Raw genomic sequence first — 15712 nt, 5'->3', positions numbered from 1 at the left:
AATAATTTGCAGAATGTATTTGTTATGGTTAAGATTGCACGAAATATAAGCTATAAGTAATATGAGAAACAGTTTTCAGTTGTCTGACTTTCCAGGAGCCCGTTTTGAACTTGAAACCTCGATGTGGACAGGCAGGTCTAAATTATTCATGAATGGTAATTTATTGGAACAGGCAAATGAGAAAGGAAAACCATTTCTTATCCCGGCTGATAAGGGTCAATTTGTAAAAGCCTTTCCAAAGGCTTCTTTCCCTGATACAGTGCCGGTACTGGAAATCAATGGAACAGTAAATTATGTGACTGAAAAATTGAACTGGTACCAATACCTGATCGCTGCTATTCCCATGCTACTGGTGTTGATTGGTGGTGCTATAGGAGGGGTAATCGGAATCATTTCAACCATGTTTAACCTAAGTATTTTCAGGCAGGATGATACCGAGCTGAATAAGTATCTAAAGGTTAGCGGAGTTGTTTTGGGTGCATTCCTGCTCCATTTTATTATCGTGTATTATGTGATGCAGCTTTTCAGTTAAACTGTAAAATTTTAGCTGATTTTCAGCTCTGGTTATCGGTTTTCAGATTATTTTAATAATATTTGGCCATATCCACCAGATGAAACTATAGGAGTTAACTCAGAGAAATCAGTAGGCTACTGAGCGAATTCAAACTATACAGGCTGGTATGGAAATAGCGAACAATAAATATTTAGCACATGGCGATCAATTTACAAAAGGGACAGCGCGAAAGTTTAAAAGCACCAAAATTCACCGTAGGATTGGGATGGGATACCAATAGCTCGGCGAGCGGTCAGGATTTCGATTTGGATGCTTCGGTATTCATGCTGGGCGAAAACAAGAGGTTAGTATCAGATGAATATTTTGTCTTTTATAATAACCTGACTTCACCGGATGGTGCACTTACCCATACCGGAGATAATTTAACAGGAGAAGGGGATGGAGATGATGAATCTATTAGCGTGGATCTTTCTATTGTTAATCCGGCCGTCAATGAATTGTGTATTGTTGTGACCATCCATGAGGCTGATGTACGCAGACAAAACTTCGGACAAGTGAAGAATTCCTTCGTTCGTATCGTGGATACGAATGGTCAGGAAATCATGAAATATGAACTTGAGGAGGATTTTTCAATTGAAACCGCCGTTGAATTCGGCAGGATCTACCGTCGTAACGGAGAATGGAAATTTGAAGCTGTCGGTGTTGGAAGGAGGGGTGGACTTCAGGATTATGTCAATAAATATCAATAATCAGGGAAAATCAGCTGCCAGCAAATTAATTGGCGGCTGATTTTGTTTTTATACTGCTGCCAACTGATTTAATCCAATGAATAGCCAGGTCAACTGGTTCCCTGGATGTGGAAAATGCCGTATTGTGACCCAATTCAGGAAATAATTCATATTGGTAAGGCTTGCCTTTTGCTTTAAGTACGTTTATCCGTTCTATGGACAAACCTACAGGTGCCTGAATATCTCTGCCTCCAAAAATCCAGAGGCCAGGGATCATGAGCTTGCCAAGCACTTCCATCGGATCAGTAGGCGAAAACTGATATTTGTCGGGATCATTTTTAATGTGTTCCCGTACCTCGGCCTCCGTATGTGTTTCCCAAAATTTGGTATTACCCTGCGTGTAAAATTGAAACCGAAGTTGTTCAAGTGTGGTGACAACCGGTCCGCTAAACAAGGTGATAAATTTTACCTTCGGATTTTTTCCTGCGGCCAATGGGATGATCCATGCGGCCTGACTACAACCCATTAAGCCAAATTGCACCTGTTTATTCTTTAAATGCAGGAATAACTCATTAGTGGCAGCACTTGCATCTAATGCCAATAGGTCCAGGTTAGCAGCATCGATATTATTGGTGCCCACTTCCGGCCCCGCATATACTCCACCAGATTTTCCTACCCCGCGTTTGTCATAGGTCAACACGGCAACGCCATTTTTCGCCAAAAGCGAAGCAAAATCATTCATCCTGGTTTCCTGACCAGATCCGTGTACCAGCACTAAGGCCACATCTATGTGATTTGGCTTAAAGAGCGTACCTTCCAAAATCACCCCGGCACTCCTAAACCTGACCTGTTCCACCGTAAAATCCGTCATGCTGGAATCGGGTGTCTGTTGCGCAAATACGCTCATGCTGAAGCAGCAGCATATAAAAAATAAATAGCATTTCATTGTTTTCATTTAAGGTTGATATTGCCGTGTGATGATTGTTCTTTTTTTATGGGCAATATACGCTGACGGAGATTGGCGTGATGAAAAATGGGATGAAACTATGGAAAAATGTGATGGATGCTATAGGCTCTTTCTGTTGATCCTCATGTGCTGCAGGAGCATGATAGTCTTTGCATCTTTAATTTCTCCTGTACCCATCATATCAAATGCCCGGTCCATATCAATTTCCAGCACTTCTATGTTTTCATTCTCCTCTTCTAAACCTCCACCATCACTTATCTGCATGGTTTTTGTGTACTCCGCGATATAAAAATGCAGGATTTCAGTGACGGAACCCGGGGACATGTAGGCTTCGAATATCTTTTTTAAGGCCGTAATTTTATATCCGGTTTCCTCCTCGGTTTCCCTTCTGATGCAATCTTCCGGATGTTCATTGTCCAGCAAACCTGCACAGGCTTCTATCAGCATTCCATTTTCATTGCCATTGATAAAAGTAGGCAGGCGAAACTGCCTGGTCAGTATTACGGTATTCAGTTCAAGGTTATACAATAGTATGGTAGCTCCATTTCCCCTGTCATAAGCTTCCCTGCTTACCGTTTCCAGCACGCCCGCTCTGTTCAGGCAGGTATAGGTTATTTTTCTCAGGGTATACCAGTGATCTGACAGGATTTCTGTTTTAATAATACTTACTTTACTATTCTGCATCAGGCACGTCATCTATATGAAAATAAACTGGTAATCCTCTTTCCTTGGCAATCCTGACATCTTCATCAGCACCTTTGGATACGCCTTCAATACGCAATATGGCATCACATTTTTCGAGCAGGCGGTGTGCGCAGGGATACTGGATCTCATTCCAGATCTCATCGCCAGTCTTTGTTGAACCTGCGAGATGGATGAGCGGAAGTGCCACCCATTCACCAATCATGGGTACGTGGCCCTTTCTGAATAAAGGTACCGCAACAGCTTCAAGATTGCTCAAATTCTGTTTCATTAATATAGGATCATCATTGGTGCCACTTCTGTAAGGGCCGGCGATTAGTATCAGCATATCTTTTTTTTACAAATAGAACGAAATCTTTGGTGTAAAAAATTAAGGTACCTTAAGAAATACTGTTTTTTCCTTTGGGGCTTTTAAAGGTACTCAGGAACTCGGGTGTGATGCCGAGATAAGAAGCGATCTGTTTTTTTGTGACCTGTCTGGCAATCTGCGGATATTTGTCCAGGAAGTTATGGTATCTTTCTTCCGCCGTTAAAGACAGGTTCTCCATGACCCTTAACTGTTCACGCGTATAGGCATTTTGCATCAGTATCCTGAAGAATTTATCGAATTTCGGGATCGTCTCCAGTAAACGATCAAAGTTCGTCCTGCTGATTTGAAAAATAATACTGGGTTCAATGGTTTCAATGTGCATCATCGCAGGTTTTTTATTCAGGAAACAATACATATCGGTGATCCACCAATCTGCAATGGCAAACATGATGGTGGATTCCTTACCGTCTTTTGCGATATAGTAAGATCTCAGCGTTCCTGAGTGTACATAGCTCAGATACCTGCAATCCTGGTTCGCCTCCAGGAGCAAGGTTTTTTTTGGAAGATGCTTACAAATGATCAATGAAGTAAAGAAGGATGTTTCTTCTTCATTCAGGCTAATGTGCTTTGCTATATTTTTGAGGAGACCACTATTTATCATTTGTTAAAATTAAATTTAACTTGTGATATTTTGTTGATGTTTTATAATTTGGTGATGTCAATAAATAGCTGGAACTTACCCATCGGGTTCTATAAAAACCTGAACTATGGTTACGTTCTGAATATCAGTACGGTGATATGATTTTTACCCATATAGAATCAAATGATTAGTCCATAAAAAGTTTAAACTATGAAAAAAGTAACTGGTATTGGTGGGGTATTTTTTAAATGCGATCACCCGAAAGAGATGAATGAATGGTATACCAAAAATCTTGGCCTGCCTACTACCGCCTATGGAGCAACATTTGAATGGCGGGAACATGACCATCCTGCTAAGAAAGGATCTACTGCCTGGTGCACCTTTCCAAAGGATACCAAATATTTTAATCCTTCATCAAAGCCATTTATGATCAATTACCGGGTAGAAAATATCGTTCTGCTGGCGGAGGAGCTGAAAAAAGAAAATGTAACTATTGTAGATGAGATTACGGATGATGATTATGGCAAATTCCTGCACATTCTTGATCCTGAGGGAAATATCATCGAACTGTGGGAGCCAAAGGAGGAGTTAGATCAGGAGGGTTAATTGATATCAATAGATAAAGTATAATGGAAAAAACAATTATAATAGTTGGAGCGGGGAAGGGGCTGAGTAAGGCGATAGCAGAAAAATTTGGAGCTGAAGGTTTTCAGGTTGGATTAATCAGCAGGAATGCTTCCAATCTCGAAGCCCTTGTCGGGGATTTAAAGAAAAGAGGGATTTCCGCCTCTTATGCAGTTGCTGATGCAGGTATTGAAGCTGAATTGGAAAATGCGTTGATGGAACTTCGGGCTATCCTCGGTTGGGTAGATCTGCTGGTGTACAATGCAGCAGTATTAAAACGTAAAGATATTCTGGAAGAATCGGCTGCATCCCTGTCTGCCGATTTCACATTGGGCGTTGCCCATGCACAGCATAGTGTAAAAGTACTATTAGAAGAATTAAAAGTAAACAAAGGAGCCGTTTTATTAACCGGAGGGGGATTGGCGAAAGATCCAAGTTCAGCCTATGGTTCTTTGTCACTGGTCAAGGCAGGCCTCCGTAACCTGGCTTTTCAATTGCATGAAAGGCTTAAACCAGAAGGTGTATTTGTGGGTACGGTAACGATTAATGGAATGATCGATCCTTCCAGCGAGACGTATGCACCGGAACGTCTGGCTGAAGATTTCTGGACACTTGCCAGCGAAAGGGAAATTGTTGAAATTCAGCGTTAAACTTTTACCGGCATTAGGCTGGCTAATACAAGCCAGCCTGGGTATAATAGAGAATGTTATGGAGAACATCAGAAATGGAAATCAAACACAGTACACCGGAAGATATTGAAAGTATCTTTAAACTTTATGATCAGGCAACCGCCTACCAAAAAACAGTAACTAAGAAAAGTTGGAGAGGTTTTAAGTTCGCGCAGGTATTAAATGAGATCAATGAGGGAAGACACTTTATCATTTGGGAAGGTGAAAACGTGGCCTGTACTTTTTTGATTACCCTTGATGATGAGATCATTTGGAAGGGAAAAGAAAATGACAAGGCTATTTATTTACACCGGATTGCTACCAATCCGGTGTACAGAGGGAAGTCCTATGTGCAAAAAATTGTTGCATGGGCTAAAACTTATGCTGCAGAAAATGGGCTGGAATTCATCCGGCTGGATACCCATAGCGGAAATGAAAAGATAAATACCTACTATAAAAGCTGTGGCTTTGAATACAAAGGTATTAGTCATATTGAATGGACAGATGATCTTCCTGAGCATTATAAAGAAGGATCGTTTAGCCTTTTTGAGATTACCCTTTAACTTTCCTGCTTTGTCCTATTATTTAAAATGATAATTGTGATTATATAGATAACCACAATAGCCAGGGGAATAAATACAAACCGGTGTTCCGGAAACAAATACCAAAGTGCCAATACAGAAATTGTACGAACGAACGAATGAAATATACCCACCCAATGGTCTATAATCCAACTCAGCGGAAGCCACATTAACCCCGTTAGTATTCCAACAGTTAACGGAAGCGAAGAATAGCTTACCACAAAAAATGGAATTGCGATTGAGTATACCAGAATTGCTTGTGCAACGATATAAAAAAACAGCTTGTCGAAGGTGTTTGCTGGCTTATTTTTATTAAGGAAATCTTCGCCAGTTAGTTTTGAGATGCCCATCCCTAAATAAACAATTGAGCCTGTTGCGATAAATAGTACGTAAACCGTAATTTCGTCAGAAAAAAATAGGCCCGAAATCAACACGATTAACCAAGCTATTAGACCAGCTATTGGCGTAGCCAGAAGTGTACTTTGTTTGAATTCATTTTTTTGTTCTTCAAGTGTCCTTATTTTATTTTCCATATTTCCGGTAATACGTAAGCTAACATGAATAGCCTATTTTCAATTCCGTGCAGTTCTTTCCATCGCTGCACTAAAAGACTTCACGTTCTTGGCTATTTTTTTGCGTTAAAATACGTAATACCAGTTTTTTCTGCAAATATTATTCTCCTGATTTTTGCTTATTGCTTTTCCGGAACCCATGTGGTTTTGCATCTGCATGGCAAATTTGGCAATGTAAATGGAGTACATAGATCAGAACTCCGGATATCTTTTACAGCCGGATCGTAAAGCTTTAATCTGCAAGCGTTGAATTAACGTTATTGAAGAATAAGCACGTATATTTATATAGCCTCACAAAAACTGCTGATCAATTCACCCGATTAATATCTATTCCTTATGATATATCTGTTGATACCTTTACTGTTTGTTTTAACATCTGCCTGCGGGCAACAGGACACTTCTGATGTTCCCGGGGACGTGATTCATGCCAGGATTCTGGTGCTGAACCGCAGTGGCGAAGCACAGCATAAACGTAGCAACAAACAAAAGGCACTGTATTATCATAACCTGGCATTGCAGATGGCTAAAAAACATGGTCGCCATGAGGATCAGATCCGCTCCCTGATTGGAATTGCCAGGGTACTCAAAGCAGATGATGCTGATCAAAGTGTCTACCATCTTAAAAAAGCACTTCATCTGGCCGATTCTATAGGGCACAAACAACTCTCTTCAGAAATTTACCATAGTCTTTCTGAGATCTACCGTCAGCAGGAAAACTATAAACAAGCACTTCAGGCACTGGAGGAACACCACCGTCTTGCGGATAAACTCATGCAGGAAGATAAAAACCATAAAATAGCACTGCTCCAAAAAACTTACCAGAGGGATGGCATCCTAATCATTGCAGTCGCTATTCTACTCATATTATTAATACTCCTCTACGATTTTAAAAAGATACAAAAACTCAATATCCGCTTGCAGGCATCCAATCAGATCAAAGATAAATTATTTACCATAATAGGGCATGACCTGCGGAACCCAATTGGCAGCATCACAAACGTACTTGGCCTGATGGAACAGGATGAGCTTACAGCGGATGAACAGCGTGAAATGATCAGCTTGATGCGTAAACAGGGAGATATTTCCCTTGAAATTTTAAATTCCCTGCTCAGCTGGGGACAGGCGCAATTGAATGGGATTACCGTAAAACCAGTGGTCTTCCAGGCCGCAACGGTCATTGAAAATAACATCGCTGCAGTACAAGGGAAAGCTTTTGAGAAAAGCCTGAAAATAAAAAATCATGTTGGTTCCGATATTTGGGTGACAACAGATAAAGACCACTTCGACTTCATCCTGCGTAACCTTCTTTCCAATGCCATAAAGTTCAGTCATAACCACGGGGAAATTGAAATTGCAGCGAGTACAATTATTAAACCCAACCATATCGTATTTTCTGTAAAGGACTATGGCTTGGGCATTAGTGCTGTCCAGCAGGAAATATTTTTGGCCCGGCAAATGGACATTACTTTTGGTACGCATGGGGAAAAAGGCACAGGTATCGGGCTGATGCTCATTAAAGAATTTCAAAAAGCAAATGGAGGATCAATCTGGCTCGAAAGCGAGGAAGGAAAGGGTACAACTTTCCATATCAGTTACCCCATAAACTAACAGATCAGGAGCAGTCGATATTCACCATCGTTTTCAACAGGAGCTCTATGGATACAGGGTAAAACCTGTTGTGATGGATGTTCTACCGCCAGGCGCCAAAGATTTCCTGATCCTAAATTGATAGGATTTGCATTCGGTTTAGGTTGATAATGCAGATCGAAGAAATAATCTTTTAAGAAGGATTCAAATTCCGCCTCCGGACCATCATATAATTTTTTAAGCTTTTCCCGGATTTCTGGAATCAGGATTTTCTGTTCAGCCTGATGATTGGGTAGGATATCACTTGCTGCACCAGCGTAGGTACACAAAAAAGTATCTGTTCCAATGGGCGAACGATCGACATGATACGAATATACATCTGTTGATAAAAAATCTAACTCTTCGTCCCGTTGATAACACTTCAGCAAATTGAGTGTAGGCAATGCTCCGAAATCTGCCAATAACTGTAAATCATTCAGGATAATTTCCCTCGCCGTGTTACCTTTTTCTGATAGCTCCAGCAGGAGAAGGTCTTCAATAGAAACTTCTGTAATATTCTCTTTTAATTGGAGTTTGGAAACGATTTCTCTAAAATCTCCGGCTAAATCTCTGGACCAGCAAATTGCGTTCATCGCTTCCTTAAAATTGGTATTTACAAGTTCAGAAAAAGTAGAAACCACTCCAATTTGACTGTCGTCAGAAAATTTATTGTCCATGCTTTAGAATGAATAGTTTAGTCGCTTAATTTTCTCAAAAATAAGAAGATTAAAAGATAATGCTAAGATTGAATTTGTTTTGATCAATCAGTGCGATAAATATACTCCCTGATCAGTATTGAAAAGCTATAAAATCCGGTAACATGACTATCCTTGTATACGATCTATAATTTGATGAGCAATATTACGGTTTTATTTGTACAAGATTTTAAGTGTCTTTGAGTATACTGAAAAATGCGGTACTGTGAAGGAGAATTTAATTAATAAGTGTCTGGATATTAATTTCTATAGTTTAAAACTATTACTATATTTATGACATAAATTTTAACGCTCATGCCACTAACTATGAAAACGGTCTCTCCATTCACAATGTGCTGCTTTGGATTTCTCCTGATATGCTCAGCAGTATTGTCCTGTAAAAAAGATGTGGAACCGGAAAAAAGCGCTGAGGGTTTTGGGGATATCTCTTATTATGCAAAAGCTACAGGCTCTGTTATCAATACACTTAATTTACGGCTGCCGACCGACACTGTTTCTACAGTAAATGTAACCTGGTCTTCGGCATCTGTTTATGTCGAAAAAATTTCATTTACCGGTAAAGGTAACAATCCACTTGATACCACAATTACCATAGAAAAGAACCTGAATATTTTTAATGCAGATGCTTTAGCCGGTGTAATCAAATTACCTGCAGCTTCCTACAAAGATGTGGCGGTTAAAATGTTCTGTAGAAAATCAATGCAGTCCGAGCTGGCCTTTTATTTTAAAGGGACTTTTATAAATAGTAATGGAGGAACAGATAGTGTACTGGTAGGAAGTTCCTTACCCTTCGAAGCAAATCTTGCGGTAACGGAGATCGTTATTGATGCTTCAGACAAGTATAAAGCAACTTTTAACTTTGACCTCAATAAGGTATTAACTGGAATTTCGCGACCTTTGCTGGAATCTACCAGGAGTCATACTGGAAATGACGGAAAAAAAACATATGCGATTTTTAAGGGTGGTTCCGCAGATGAGCCGTTCTACGATCAGGTTATAGAGAATTTTCAGAATGTTGCGGGTGTAGCGATTGACAAAGAGTTGTAGTCTGTACTGAAAAATTATAAAACTAGTTCAAGTAAATAGTACAAATACCTCTAAATTGCTGAGATCTGCTTTAACCTGAACAAATCCATAATTTTCTCTATCCATTATTCTCCTCCCTGCCTCATTTTTATGGGAAACAGTAAAGTCGTCGTGTTAATAAAAACAATTGCTGACCGATAATTGGCTGGTTCTCTTCGTTGAAGCAAGAACCAATAGCTGAGATAGCTTATAAAAGATAGGGACGACTGCATCGACTATCTATTCTCTAATAAAATGATGAACACTTTCTGAATGATATAGTCAGATTTTCAGTTGTAATTCCGGGAATCCTTAAGGAATCGTACAATTCCTATCTAATTTTGCACATAAATTTTTAGTGGATGTTTGAGATTTATAAAACAGAAGTATTAGCATTCTATCGTCAAAAAAAGCTCTCCGGTAAACTTTCAGTATCGATGGAAAATCCTAATCGTTTGAAGCTTAAACAAGAATGTCTCAGAATTTTGGCAATAAAAAATACTAAGATTGATATTGAAATAATTCAGGTTTTTTTTGACCCTACGAGGAAATTCGAAGATCCTACAAAAGGTATCGAAAAATTTGACCTGGATAAGTTTAGGCCTTTAGTAACATATTTAAGAGGAGATACTACTATTATTCGCAATGACGCAGCAGTGAAGCTACTTGCCTGGCTAATAGATTTCGACTACTATCCAGATTGGCAAAAGAAGAAAAATACAGGAAATGGGACAGATGGCAATGGGTATTTGCCTGATACTTTCGGTAAGGGAAATACCATAGCGCTTCCAGAACCTTCTGCTGAGAAATTGGAAATCCCAGATTCGGGAAATACAGATTGTGAGGTGGTAATTTCCAAACCTGATAAAGGGAGTGGTAATGATCATTCAACCATTTTGAATGGAGGTACGAATCATAAAACACCAGAAGATGATGACGAAAAAGATATTCAAACCTCTATAAGAAATTTTTTCAAACGTATCATTTCCATAAAATATACAATTCTCAGCATTGTTGCAATGCTATTGTTAGTGATTTGTATGCTACCGAAGCCAGAATTTCTATATAGTTCAGAAAGAGCAGCCCTGCCAACAGAGAAATGTATGTATTGGACGGGTAGCCGTTATCAACCTATCGCTTGTCATACTATAAGTATGGAAGGAAGAGTTATTCCATTGGATAAAAGGAAAATGAGAGACCAGAAAAAAATCAGCTGGTCAGATAGATTGAACAAATCGTCAATCGGAAAAACATGGTATGCAAAAATCGATGATCAATACGAATTTTTCACGGATAGTGGAATGCATCCGGTAGATACATTAAAAAGACTTAAACCACTGACTGCCTATATTCTTAGTAATCATGTTTCTTACTATAGATTCTTATTGACTATTTTATTATGGTCGTTGTCTATATTGGGTTTATTTTTTTCTCTTATTTTTATAAAAAGATTTAAAAGAATTACCACGACTTAGGTTCATTTGCCATGCCCTTAATTGCTCTATTGAGCGCTCGTAACGTAATTCCCAGATAATCTGCAATATCCTGCTTTGAAAGCACCTTTTCCAGATCAGGGAATTTTGATTTTAGTCTGGTCAGTTTATCTTCAATAATGTGGGATTGATTATAGGAATGTCTGGTTGCCTTGTATTTCAGTTTTGAGATCAACGCTTCAATAAAAAGCCGGTTGAATTTCTTATCCTCATCAAGCAGTTTAAGAAACTCAGCTTTTTGAATTTTATAAATGGTGACGTCGTTCAGCGCTGCAATAGTACAATAGCAATAACTATCATCCATTAATTCAATTTCTCCGAAGAGCTCACCTTGCCCGAAAAATTCCTGGATGAAATTATTGCCAGTGTCAGTAGTGAGGTAACATTTGACAATCCCACTTTTCATAATATAAACCGAGAATACATTCTTGCCTTCTACCAGGATTTTCTCTGATGGTGCATACTGGTGTTCGGTAAATGGATTGGCAGATCCTGACAGGAATAACCTGTTAATATAGTTGAACAGTTCTTTATTCGTTCTTATCATTTGTACTTGCGTGTTATTCTTTTGGGTGTCTGGACAAATGTCCTTCCGTGTGTAATACAACTATGCTTTCTTTGCAATTGTATTACAAAATAAGTATAAAATGAAACCACCACAAGCATACTGCTTACAAAATGACAAAGAATGCATATGATGGCTAAAAAAGAATAATAACTACTGAAAAAACAACTATTTACTAATGAAACCATCATCAGCTTACTGCTTACAAACCGTAATGAATAAGCTTATGATTGCTTCATAACCGATAAAAAACAAATATATAACGATGAAAAAAATAAGCAGACTGTTGATGCAAATGGAGTTTATAAGGGAAATTGATAAACTTAAATATATCCAGCGCAAGACAAAATTATTCAATAGTGAGCGACATGAAAATGACGCTGAACACAGCTGGCACCTGGCTATGATGGTGATGGTTTTGGCAGAGTATTCCAATGCGCCTATTGATGTACTTAAAGTTTTAAAAATGGTACTGTTACATGACATAGTTGAAATCGATGCAGGAGATACTTTTCTCTATGACACAACGAAAAACCACAGCAATACCGATGAAGAATTGATAGCTGCCCATCGGATCTTTGGCCTTTTGCCGGCTGATATCGGCGAAGAATTTATGCAAATCTGGATAGAATTTGAAAGTGGGGAGACCTGTGATGCCAAATTTGCGAAAGCAATTGACAGGCTGGAGCCTATTCTTCAGAATATTTCTAATGGGGGTGGAACCTGGACTGAATATAATGTCCCTTTCGATACCGTTTATCAGAAAATTGATAAGATTAAAGATGGATCAACATTTCTCTGGGATCATGTGGATGAGCTGATTGAAGAATTCAGAAAAACAGAACGAGATAAGATTGACGTTTCTCTGGGCTGATTCCAGCACAGTAGTCATGCTTAATGCTAAAAATTTAACAGTAGATACCAACGACCACTACTATCTGGATACCAATTACTGCCAGAAGCCGGCTCAGTCCATTAATTTTAAAAGGGCTGAATAGATAAACCGCACAAGAAAAAAGAAACATAACCAACGCTAAAATTGCAACAATCAGAAGATTTGGGCCTTCACGATCATCAAAAAAGAAAAATAGCATTCTGGAACACACCATGGAAGAGAGGGCTAAAATGATTAATGAAATCTTTTTTGACTTGAAATACAGATTTGAGGAGCTATTTATCATCTCTATATTTTAATGCCACTATCCTTTCCCTGGTAATGGGGAGTCTGGCGGGAATATTGTCTATACTATTTACCATGGGCTCAGTAAAATTAGTCATGAACTATCTCAATATCAAATTTTAGTTGCAAGATTTGTTCGCATAATTAAAATAATATTTCATTCAGTTCTCAGTTGCATTAGTTGATTATTTACTCCATTCTTCAAGAGAAAATCAAATACATATTTGGGCGTGTAGCCAAAAATAGCCCCGGCTTTATCCGGGTAGTGGTATTCTTTTGGTGTAGGACATTGCGGTTTTAAAATTTATAACTGTATCCCAGCCTAATGACCTGCGTTTCATAATAATCGTCGCTGGTATAACTAAAACCTATGCCCTGTACCTGTCTTTTAATCAACATGGTACCCAGCAGATCTGAGGCATTAAAAAATAGCTCGCCTTTACCTTTTTGCACCGATTTCTTTAAACCTGCATCCATAGAAAATCTGGCGGCTATTTTACCCTGTGGAATAATGTCGGGAGCCAAATAAACTCCTGTTAGCTGCCCGTCCCATCCTGTGGCAAAACGGAAAGTATTGTTCAGTTTCAGGTTTCCGGAAATAACAGACTGACTTGGTGAAATGCTGGTATTGGGTACCGGATAAAGGTTGTTCACAGCAAAACCATCAATCAGGTTGGCGTAGATATTTCCGTTAAGGTTAAAGGTATATACCGGGGAAACTTTCTGGTTCCATATCGCTTCAATTCCCGAGTTATAACTTTTACCCACATTCTGGAAGATCGCATAAATCAAGGTACTGCCCGGTATCGTACTCGAAATACGGGTAATGGTACCTGTAGACACTCTATCGTAAATAGCGGCATAAAAGAAACCGTTGTTCCAGGTGTATTTGTAGCCCAGTTCAAGGGAGTTGGTAAATTGTGGCCGCAAGCCTGGATTACCCACTTTGATAATTTCTGCATCGTCATACTTGGGGAAGATACGGATATCTACTTCATTGGGTCGATCTACCCTACGGTTATAAAATGCAGAAATCTTCTGTTTTTCGTCTATTTTGTAGGCCAGCCTTACATTTGGGAAGGGCTTGGTATAGCTGTATCCATCGGTTTTATAGGTGCTATGGCCAGGGTTTACCTCATAACGGATCCTCACATATTCCATGCGCAGGCCCAGTTCAGCTTCCCACTTTGTATTCTCAAAAATGTAATTGCCATACACGGCAGGAATCAGTTCCTTGTAATCTGCCCATCCGCCTGCATCGGTATCCAGGACAGAGTTGATGCCAGGTCTAAATTCCATATTGGTAGGGATAATCCGGTTGCGCAGTTTAATCCCGGTTTCTATACGTCCTTACTTTAAAGGCTTACTATAGTCGAGGTTGAAATCATACACCTGCTCATCCGAGAGGAGTTTAAAAGCGTCTGTCCCGTTTGATGCCGGTAAATAATTGTCATAAAAATACTGTTCATCTTCCCGGTGGAAGGTGTAATTGAAGCCTGCGTTCAATAGATGTCCAGGCTCGCTAAACCTGTGTTGGTAGCTTGCTGTAGCCATTGCAGTGGTCTTCAGTTCGTCTTCCAAAAACTGCCATAAACGCAAACGCTGGGATATATTGCTGTTAAAAAAAGGTTGGTCGCCTTTGTCAATGATTTTTTCGCTGCCATACATTCCCGAAACGGTCAGCGTATTCTGCTCGTCCATGTTCCAATCTATCCCTGCTTTGGTTGTCAGGAAATTGGTATTTCGGTTACGTTTTAACTGCGAGTTGATGACTGTACCGTCATCGTAATGACGGGTGACAAACTCATTCTTGTTCAGGGTTTCTGTATACAGGTTATCGGCCTGTAAAAATACATTGACCTTGTTCTTGCGGTAGTTTAGGGATAGGGAAGGATTGATTTTTGGGGTAAGCGTGTACTGTGGTCTGATACCCGGCAGGTTGTCTTTTCTTACCCAGAGTGAACCTAGTCCCGAACTGAGGCCGACTTTGCCATTCCAACCCTGTTGCTTTTCCTTCTTCATCATGATATTGATGATGCCTGCATTACCATTGGCATCATATTTTGAAGAAGGGTTGTTGATGATTTCTATCGCCGAAGATGGAATATTGTCCAATCCGGTCTGACTGCCGAAACCCGTTAAAGCGGTCTGTTTACCATCTATGAGGACGATTACTTTTTCATTGCCACGCAATTGCACCTTGCCGTCTTGTACGGTAACGCCTGGAAGGTTCTGCATACTCTGCAACACGGAACCTCCACTCTGGCTTACGTTTTCTGCCAATGAATAGCTTTTCTTATCCATGTGATGATCTATTTCGCTGGTTTTAGAAACGATGGTTACTCCAGATAGCGAGGTCGATTTTTCTTCCAGTTCAATAGCCGGAATATCCAGAAAAGGGGAAAGGCTGCCTATGAACAACGGCTGCTTCACTACATTGAAACCGATATAGGAAACTTCCAGTAAATAATTTCCAGGCCTGATGCCTGAAATAGAGAAGCGGCCCTGGTCATTGGTTACTGTACCTGCAATAAAGCTGGAATCCTTTTCGTTTTTTACTAAAACATTGGCATATGGAATGGTAGTTTTATCGGCCTTGTTCCTTACCAAACCAGAAATGGAGATGGATTTGTTTTCTGTGGTGCTTCCCGTCGCTGTGGGTTGCTGTGCATGGGCAGCAGTAAAACTCATTGCTGCTATCAAAAGGGCTACTATCTTTTTCATACCGGATGTTTTATCCAGCAAACCTGAACAACGATTT

General features: G+C 39.6%; 18 protein-coding genes. 9 read left to right on the top strand and 9 right to left on the bottom strand.

The features are described from left to right. Positions 1-61: 61 nt before the first annotated feature. On the top strand, positions 62-532 hold the full coding sequence (locus ACSBL2_RS14290; RefSeq protein WP_442587207.1) for a hypothetical protein: 471 nt from the start codon (positions 62-64) through the stop codon (positions 530-532). A 179-nt stretch (positions 533-711) separates the two neighbouring features. Next, on the top strand, positions 712-1263 hold the full coding sequence (locus ACSBL2_RS14285; RefSeq protein WP_442587206.1) for a TerD family protein: 552 nt from the start codon (positions 712-714) through the stop codon (positions 1261-1263). A 25-nt stretch (positions 1264-1288) separates the two neighbouring features. On the opposite strand, the gene ACSBL2_RS14280 is transcribed toward ACSBL2_RS14285, so the two are convergent. From ACSBL2_RS14280 to ACSBL2_RS14265, 4 genes are all read right to left on the bottom strand, one after another. Next, positions 1289-2149, bottom strand: a complete 861-nt coding sequence (locus tag ACSBL2_RS14280; protein WP_442587205.1) for an alpha/beta hydrolase family protein — start codon at positions 2147-2149, stop codon at positions 1289-1291. 159 nt (positions 2150-2308) lie between these two features. Further along, a complete protein-coding gene (nudK, locus tag ACSBL2_RS14275) occupies positions 2309-2893 on the bottom strand; it encodes a GDP-mannose pyrophosphatase NudK (protein ID WP_442587204.1) in 585 nt (194 codons plus the stop codon). Then, the gene (locus ACSBL2_RS14270) at positions 2883-3239 is read right to left on the bottom strand and encodes a DUF4406 domain-containing protein (RefSeq protein ID WP_442587203.1); all 357 of its coding nucleotides are present in this window, start codon (positions 3237-3239) and stop codon (positions 2883-2885) included. The genes nudK and ACSBL2_RS14270 overlap by 11 nt, the downstream gene beginning before the upstream one ends. Positions 3240-3291: 52 nt before the next feature. After that, on the bottom strand, positions 3292-3882 hold the full coding sequence (locus tag ACSBL2_RS14265; RefSeq protein WP_442587202.1) for a Crp/Fnr family transcriptional regulator: 591 nt from the start codon (positions 3880-3882) through the stop codon (positions 3292-3294). 189 nt (positions 3883-4071) lie between these two features. On the opposite strand from ACSBL2_RS14265, the gene ACSBL2_RS14260 reads away from it, so the two are divergent. From ACSBL2_RS14260 to ACSBL2_RS14250, 3 genes are all read left to right on the top strand, one after another. Continuing rightward, complete coding sequence (locus ACSBL2_RS14260) at positions 4072-4467, top strand: VOC family protein (RefSeq protein WP_442587201.1); 396 nt, start codon at positions 4072-4074, stop codon at positions 4465-4467. Positions 4468-4490: 23 nt separating this feature from the next. Then, on the top strand, positions 4491-5135 hold the full coding sequence (locus ACSBL2_RS14255; RefSeq protein ID WP_442587200.1) for an SDR family NAD(P)-dependent oxidoreductase: 645 nt from the start codon (positions 4491-4493) through the stop codon (positions 5133-5135). A gap of 74 nt (positions 5136-5209) precedes the next feature. Next, a complete protein-coding gene (locus ACSBL2_RS14250) occupies positions 5210-5716 on the top strand; it encodes a GNAT family N-acetyltransferase (protein WP_442587199.1) in 507 nt (168 codons plus the stop codon). Here ACSBL2_RS14250 and ACSBL2_RS14245 read toward each other — a convergent pair. Further along, a complete protein-coding gene (locus ACSBL2_RS14245) occupies positions 5713-6267 on the bottom strand; it encodes a DUF7010 family protein (protein ID WP_442587198.1) in 555 nt (184 codons plus the stop codon). The genes ACSBL2_RS14250 and ACSBL2_RS14245 overlap by 4 nt on opposite strands. Positions 6268-6642: 375 nt before the next feature. Between ACSBL2_RS14245 and ACSBL2_RS14240 the strand changes: the two genes are divergently transcribed. Continuing rightward, entirely contained in the window at positions 6643-7914 is a 1272-nt protein-coding gene (locus tag ACSBL2_RS14240) for an ATP-binding protein (RefSeq protein ID WP_442587197.1), read from the top strand. Here the strand turns inward: ACSBL2_RS14240 and ACSBL2_RS14235 are convergent. Further along, the gene (locus ACSBL2_RS14235; protein WP_442587196.1) at positions 7911-8609 is read right to left on the bottom strand and encodes a DUF1826 domain-containing protein; all 699 of its coding nucleotides are present in this window, start codon (positions 8607-8609) and stop codon (positions 7911-7913) included. The two genes, ACSBL2_RS14240 and ACSBL2_RS14235, sit on opposite strands and share 4 nt — an antisense overlap. Positions 8610-9035: 426 nt before the next feature. Between ACSBL2_RS14235 and ACSBL2_RS14230 the strand changes: the two genes are divergently transcribed. Together ACSBL2_RS14230 and ACSBL2_RS14225 are read left to right on the top strand one after the other, a co-directional pair. Further along, a complete protein-coding gene (locus tag ACSBL2_RS14230) occupies positions 9036-9695 on the top strand; it encodes a hypothetical protein (RefSeq protein ID WP_442587195.1) in 660 nt (219 codons plus the stop codon). Between the two features lie 380 nt (positions 9696-10075). Next, the gene (locus tag ACSBL2_RS14225; protein ID WP_442587194.1) at positions 10076-11188 is read left to right on the top strand and encodes a hypothetical protein; all 1113 of its coding nucleotides are present in this window, start codon (positions 10076-10078) and stop codon (positions 11186-11188) included. Here ACSBL2_RS14225 and ACSBL2_RS14220 read toward each other — a convergent pair. Next, positions 11175-11753 (bottom strand): Crp/Fnr family transcriptional regulator, encoded by a 579-nt coding sequence (locus tag ACSBL2_RS14220; protein WP_442587193.1) that lies wholly within the window; start codon positions 11751-11753, stop codon positions 11175-11177. The genes ACSBL2_RS14225 and ACSBL2_RS14220 overlap by 14 nt on opposite strands. Positions 11754-12036: 283 nt before the next feature. Between ACSBL2_RS14220 and ACSBL2_RS14215 the strand changes: the two genes are divergently transcribed. Continuing rightward, complete coding sequence (locus tag ACSBL2_RS14215; protein WP_442587192.1) at positions 12037-12645, top strand: HD domain-containing protein; 609 nt, start codon at positions 12037-12039, stop codon at positions 12643-12645. A 603-nt stretch (positions 12646-13248) separates the two neighbouring features. Here the strand turns inward: ACSBL2_RS14215 and ACSBL2_RS14210 are convergent. Beyond that, positions 13249-14250, bottom strand: coding sequence for an outer membrane beta-barrel family protein (locus ACSBL2_RS14210; RefSeq protein ID WP_442587191.1), 1002 nt, complete (start codon positions 14248-14250; stop codon positions 13249-13251). 51 nt (positions 14251-14301) lie between these two features. Continuing rightward, positions 14302-15675, bottom strand: a complete 1374-nt coding sequence (locus ACSBL2_RS14205; RefSeq protein ID WP_442587190.1) for a TonB-dependent receptor — start codon at positions 15673-15675, stop codon at positions 14302-14304. Between the last annotated feature and the right edge of the window lie 37 nt (positions 15676-15712).

The organism is Pedobacter sp. AW31-3R, from assembly GCF_052180285.1.
In the GTDB taxonomy this organism is placed as follows: Bacteria; Bacteroidota; Bacteroidia; order Sphingobacteriales; family Sphingobacteriaceae; genus Pedobacter.
This window is presented reverse-complemented; position numbering and strand designations above follow the sequence as displayed.

Bases quoted from the DNA above. Each gene is read 5' to 3' on its own strand.
- ACSBL2_RS14250 (WP_442587199.1), top strand. From the start codon at position 5,210: ATGGAAATCAAACACAGTACACCGGAAGATATTGAAAGTATCTTTAAA.
- nudK (WP_442587204.1), bottom strand. From the start codon at position 2,893: ATGCAGAATAGTAAAGTAAGTATTATTAAAACAGAAATCCTGTCAGAT.
- ACSBL2_RS14235 (WP_442587196.1), bottom strand. From the start codon at position 8,609: ATGGACAATAAATTTTCTGACGACAGTCAAATTGGAGTGGTTTCTACT.
- ACSBL2_RS14270 (WP_442587203.1), bottom strand. From the start codon at position 3,239: ATGCTGATACTAATCGCCGGCCCTTACAGAAGTGGCACCAATGATGAT.
- ACSBL2_RS14205 (WP_442587190.1), bottom strand. From the start codon at position 15,675: ATGAAAAAGATAGTAGCCCTTTTGATAGCAGCAATGAGTTTTACTGCT.
- ACSBL2_RS14280 (WP_442587205.1), bottom strand. From the start codon at position 2,149: ATGAGCGTATTTGCGCAACAGACACCCGATTCCAGCATGACGGATTTT.
- ACSBL2_RS14215 (WP_442587192.1), top strand. From the start codon at position 12,037: ATGAAAAAAATAAGCAGACTGTTGATGCAAATGGAGTTTATAAGGGAA.
- ACSBL2_RS14225 (WP_442587194.1), top strand. From the start codon at position 10,076: ATGTTTGAGATTTATAAAACAGAAGTATTAGCATTCTATCGTCAAAAA.
- ACSBL2_RS14245 (WP_442587198.1), bottom strand. From the start codon at position 6,267: ATGGAAAATAAAATAAGGACACTTGAAGAACAAAAAAATGAATTCAAA.
- ACSBL2_RS14240 (WP_442587197.1), top strand. From the start codon at position 6,643: ATGATATATCTGTTGATACCTTTACTGTTTGTTTTAACATCTGCCTGC.
- ACSBL2_RS14210 (WP_442587191.1), bottom strand. From the start codon at position 14,250: ATGGAATTTAGACCTGGCATCAACTCTGTCCTGGATACCGATGCAGGC.
- ACSBL2_RS14290 (WP_442587207.1), top strand. From the start codon at position 62: ATGAGAAACAGTTTTCAGTTGTCTGACTTTCCAGGAGCCCGTTTTGAA.
- ACSBL2_RS14285 (WP_442587206.1), top strand. From the start codon at position 712: ATGGCGATCAATTTACAAAAGGGACAGCGCGAAAGTTTAAAAGCACCA.
- ACSBL2_RS14260 (WP_442587201.1), top strand. From the start codon at position 4,072: ATGAAAAAAGTAACTGGTATTGGTGGGGTATTTTTTAAATGCGATCAC.
- ACSBL2_RS14220 (WP_442587193.1), bottom strand. From the start codon at position 11,753: ATGATAAGAACGAATAAAGAACTGTTCAACTATATTAACAGGTTATTC.
- ACSBL2_RS14265 (WP_442587202.1), bottom strand. From the start codon at position 3,882: ATGATAAATAGTGGTCTCCTCAAAAATATAGCAAAGCACATTAGCCTG.
- ACSBL2_RS14255 (WP_442587200.1), top strand. From the start codon at position 4,491: ATGGAAAAAACAATTATAATAGTTGGAGCGGGGAAGGGGCTGAGTAAG.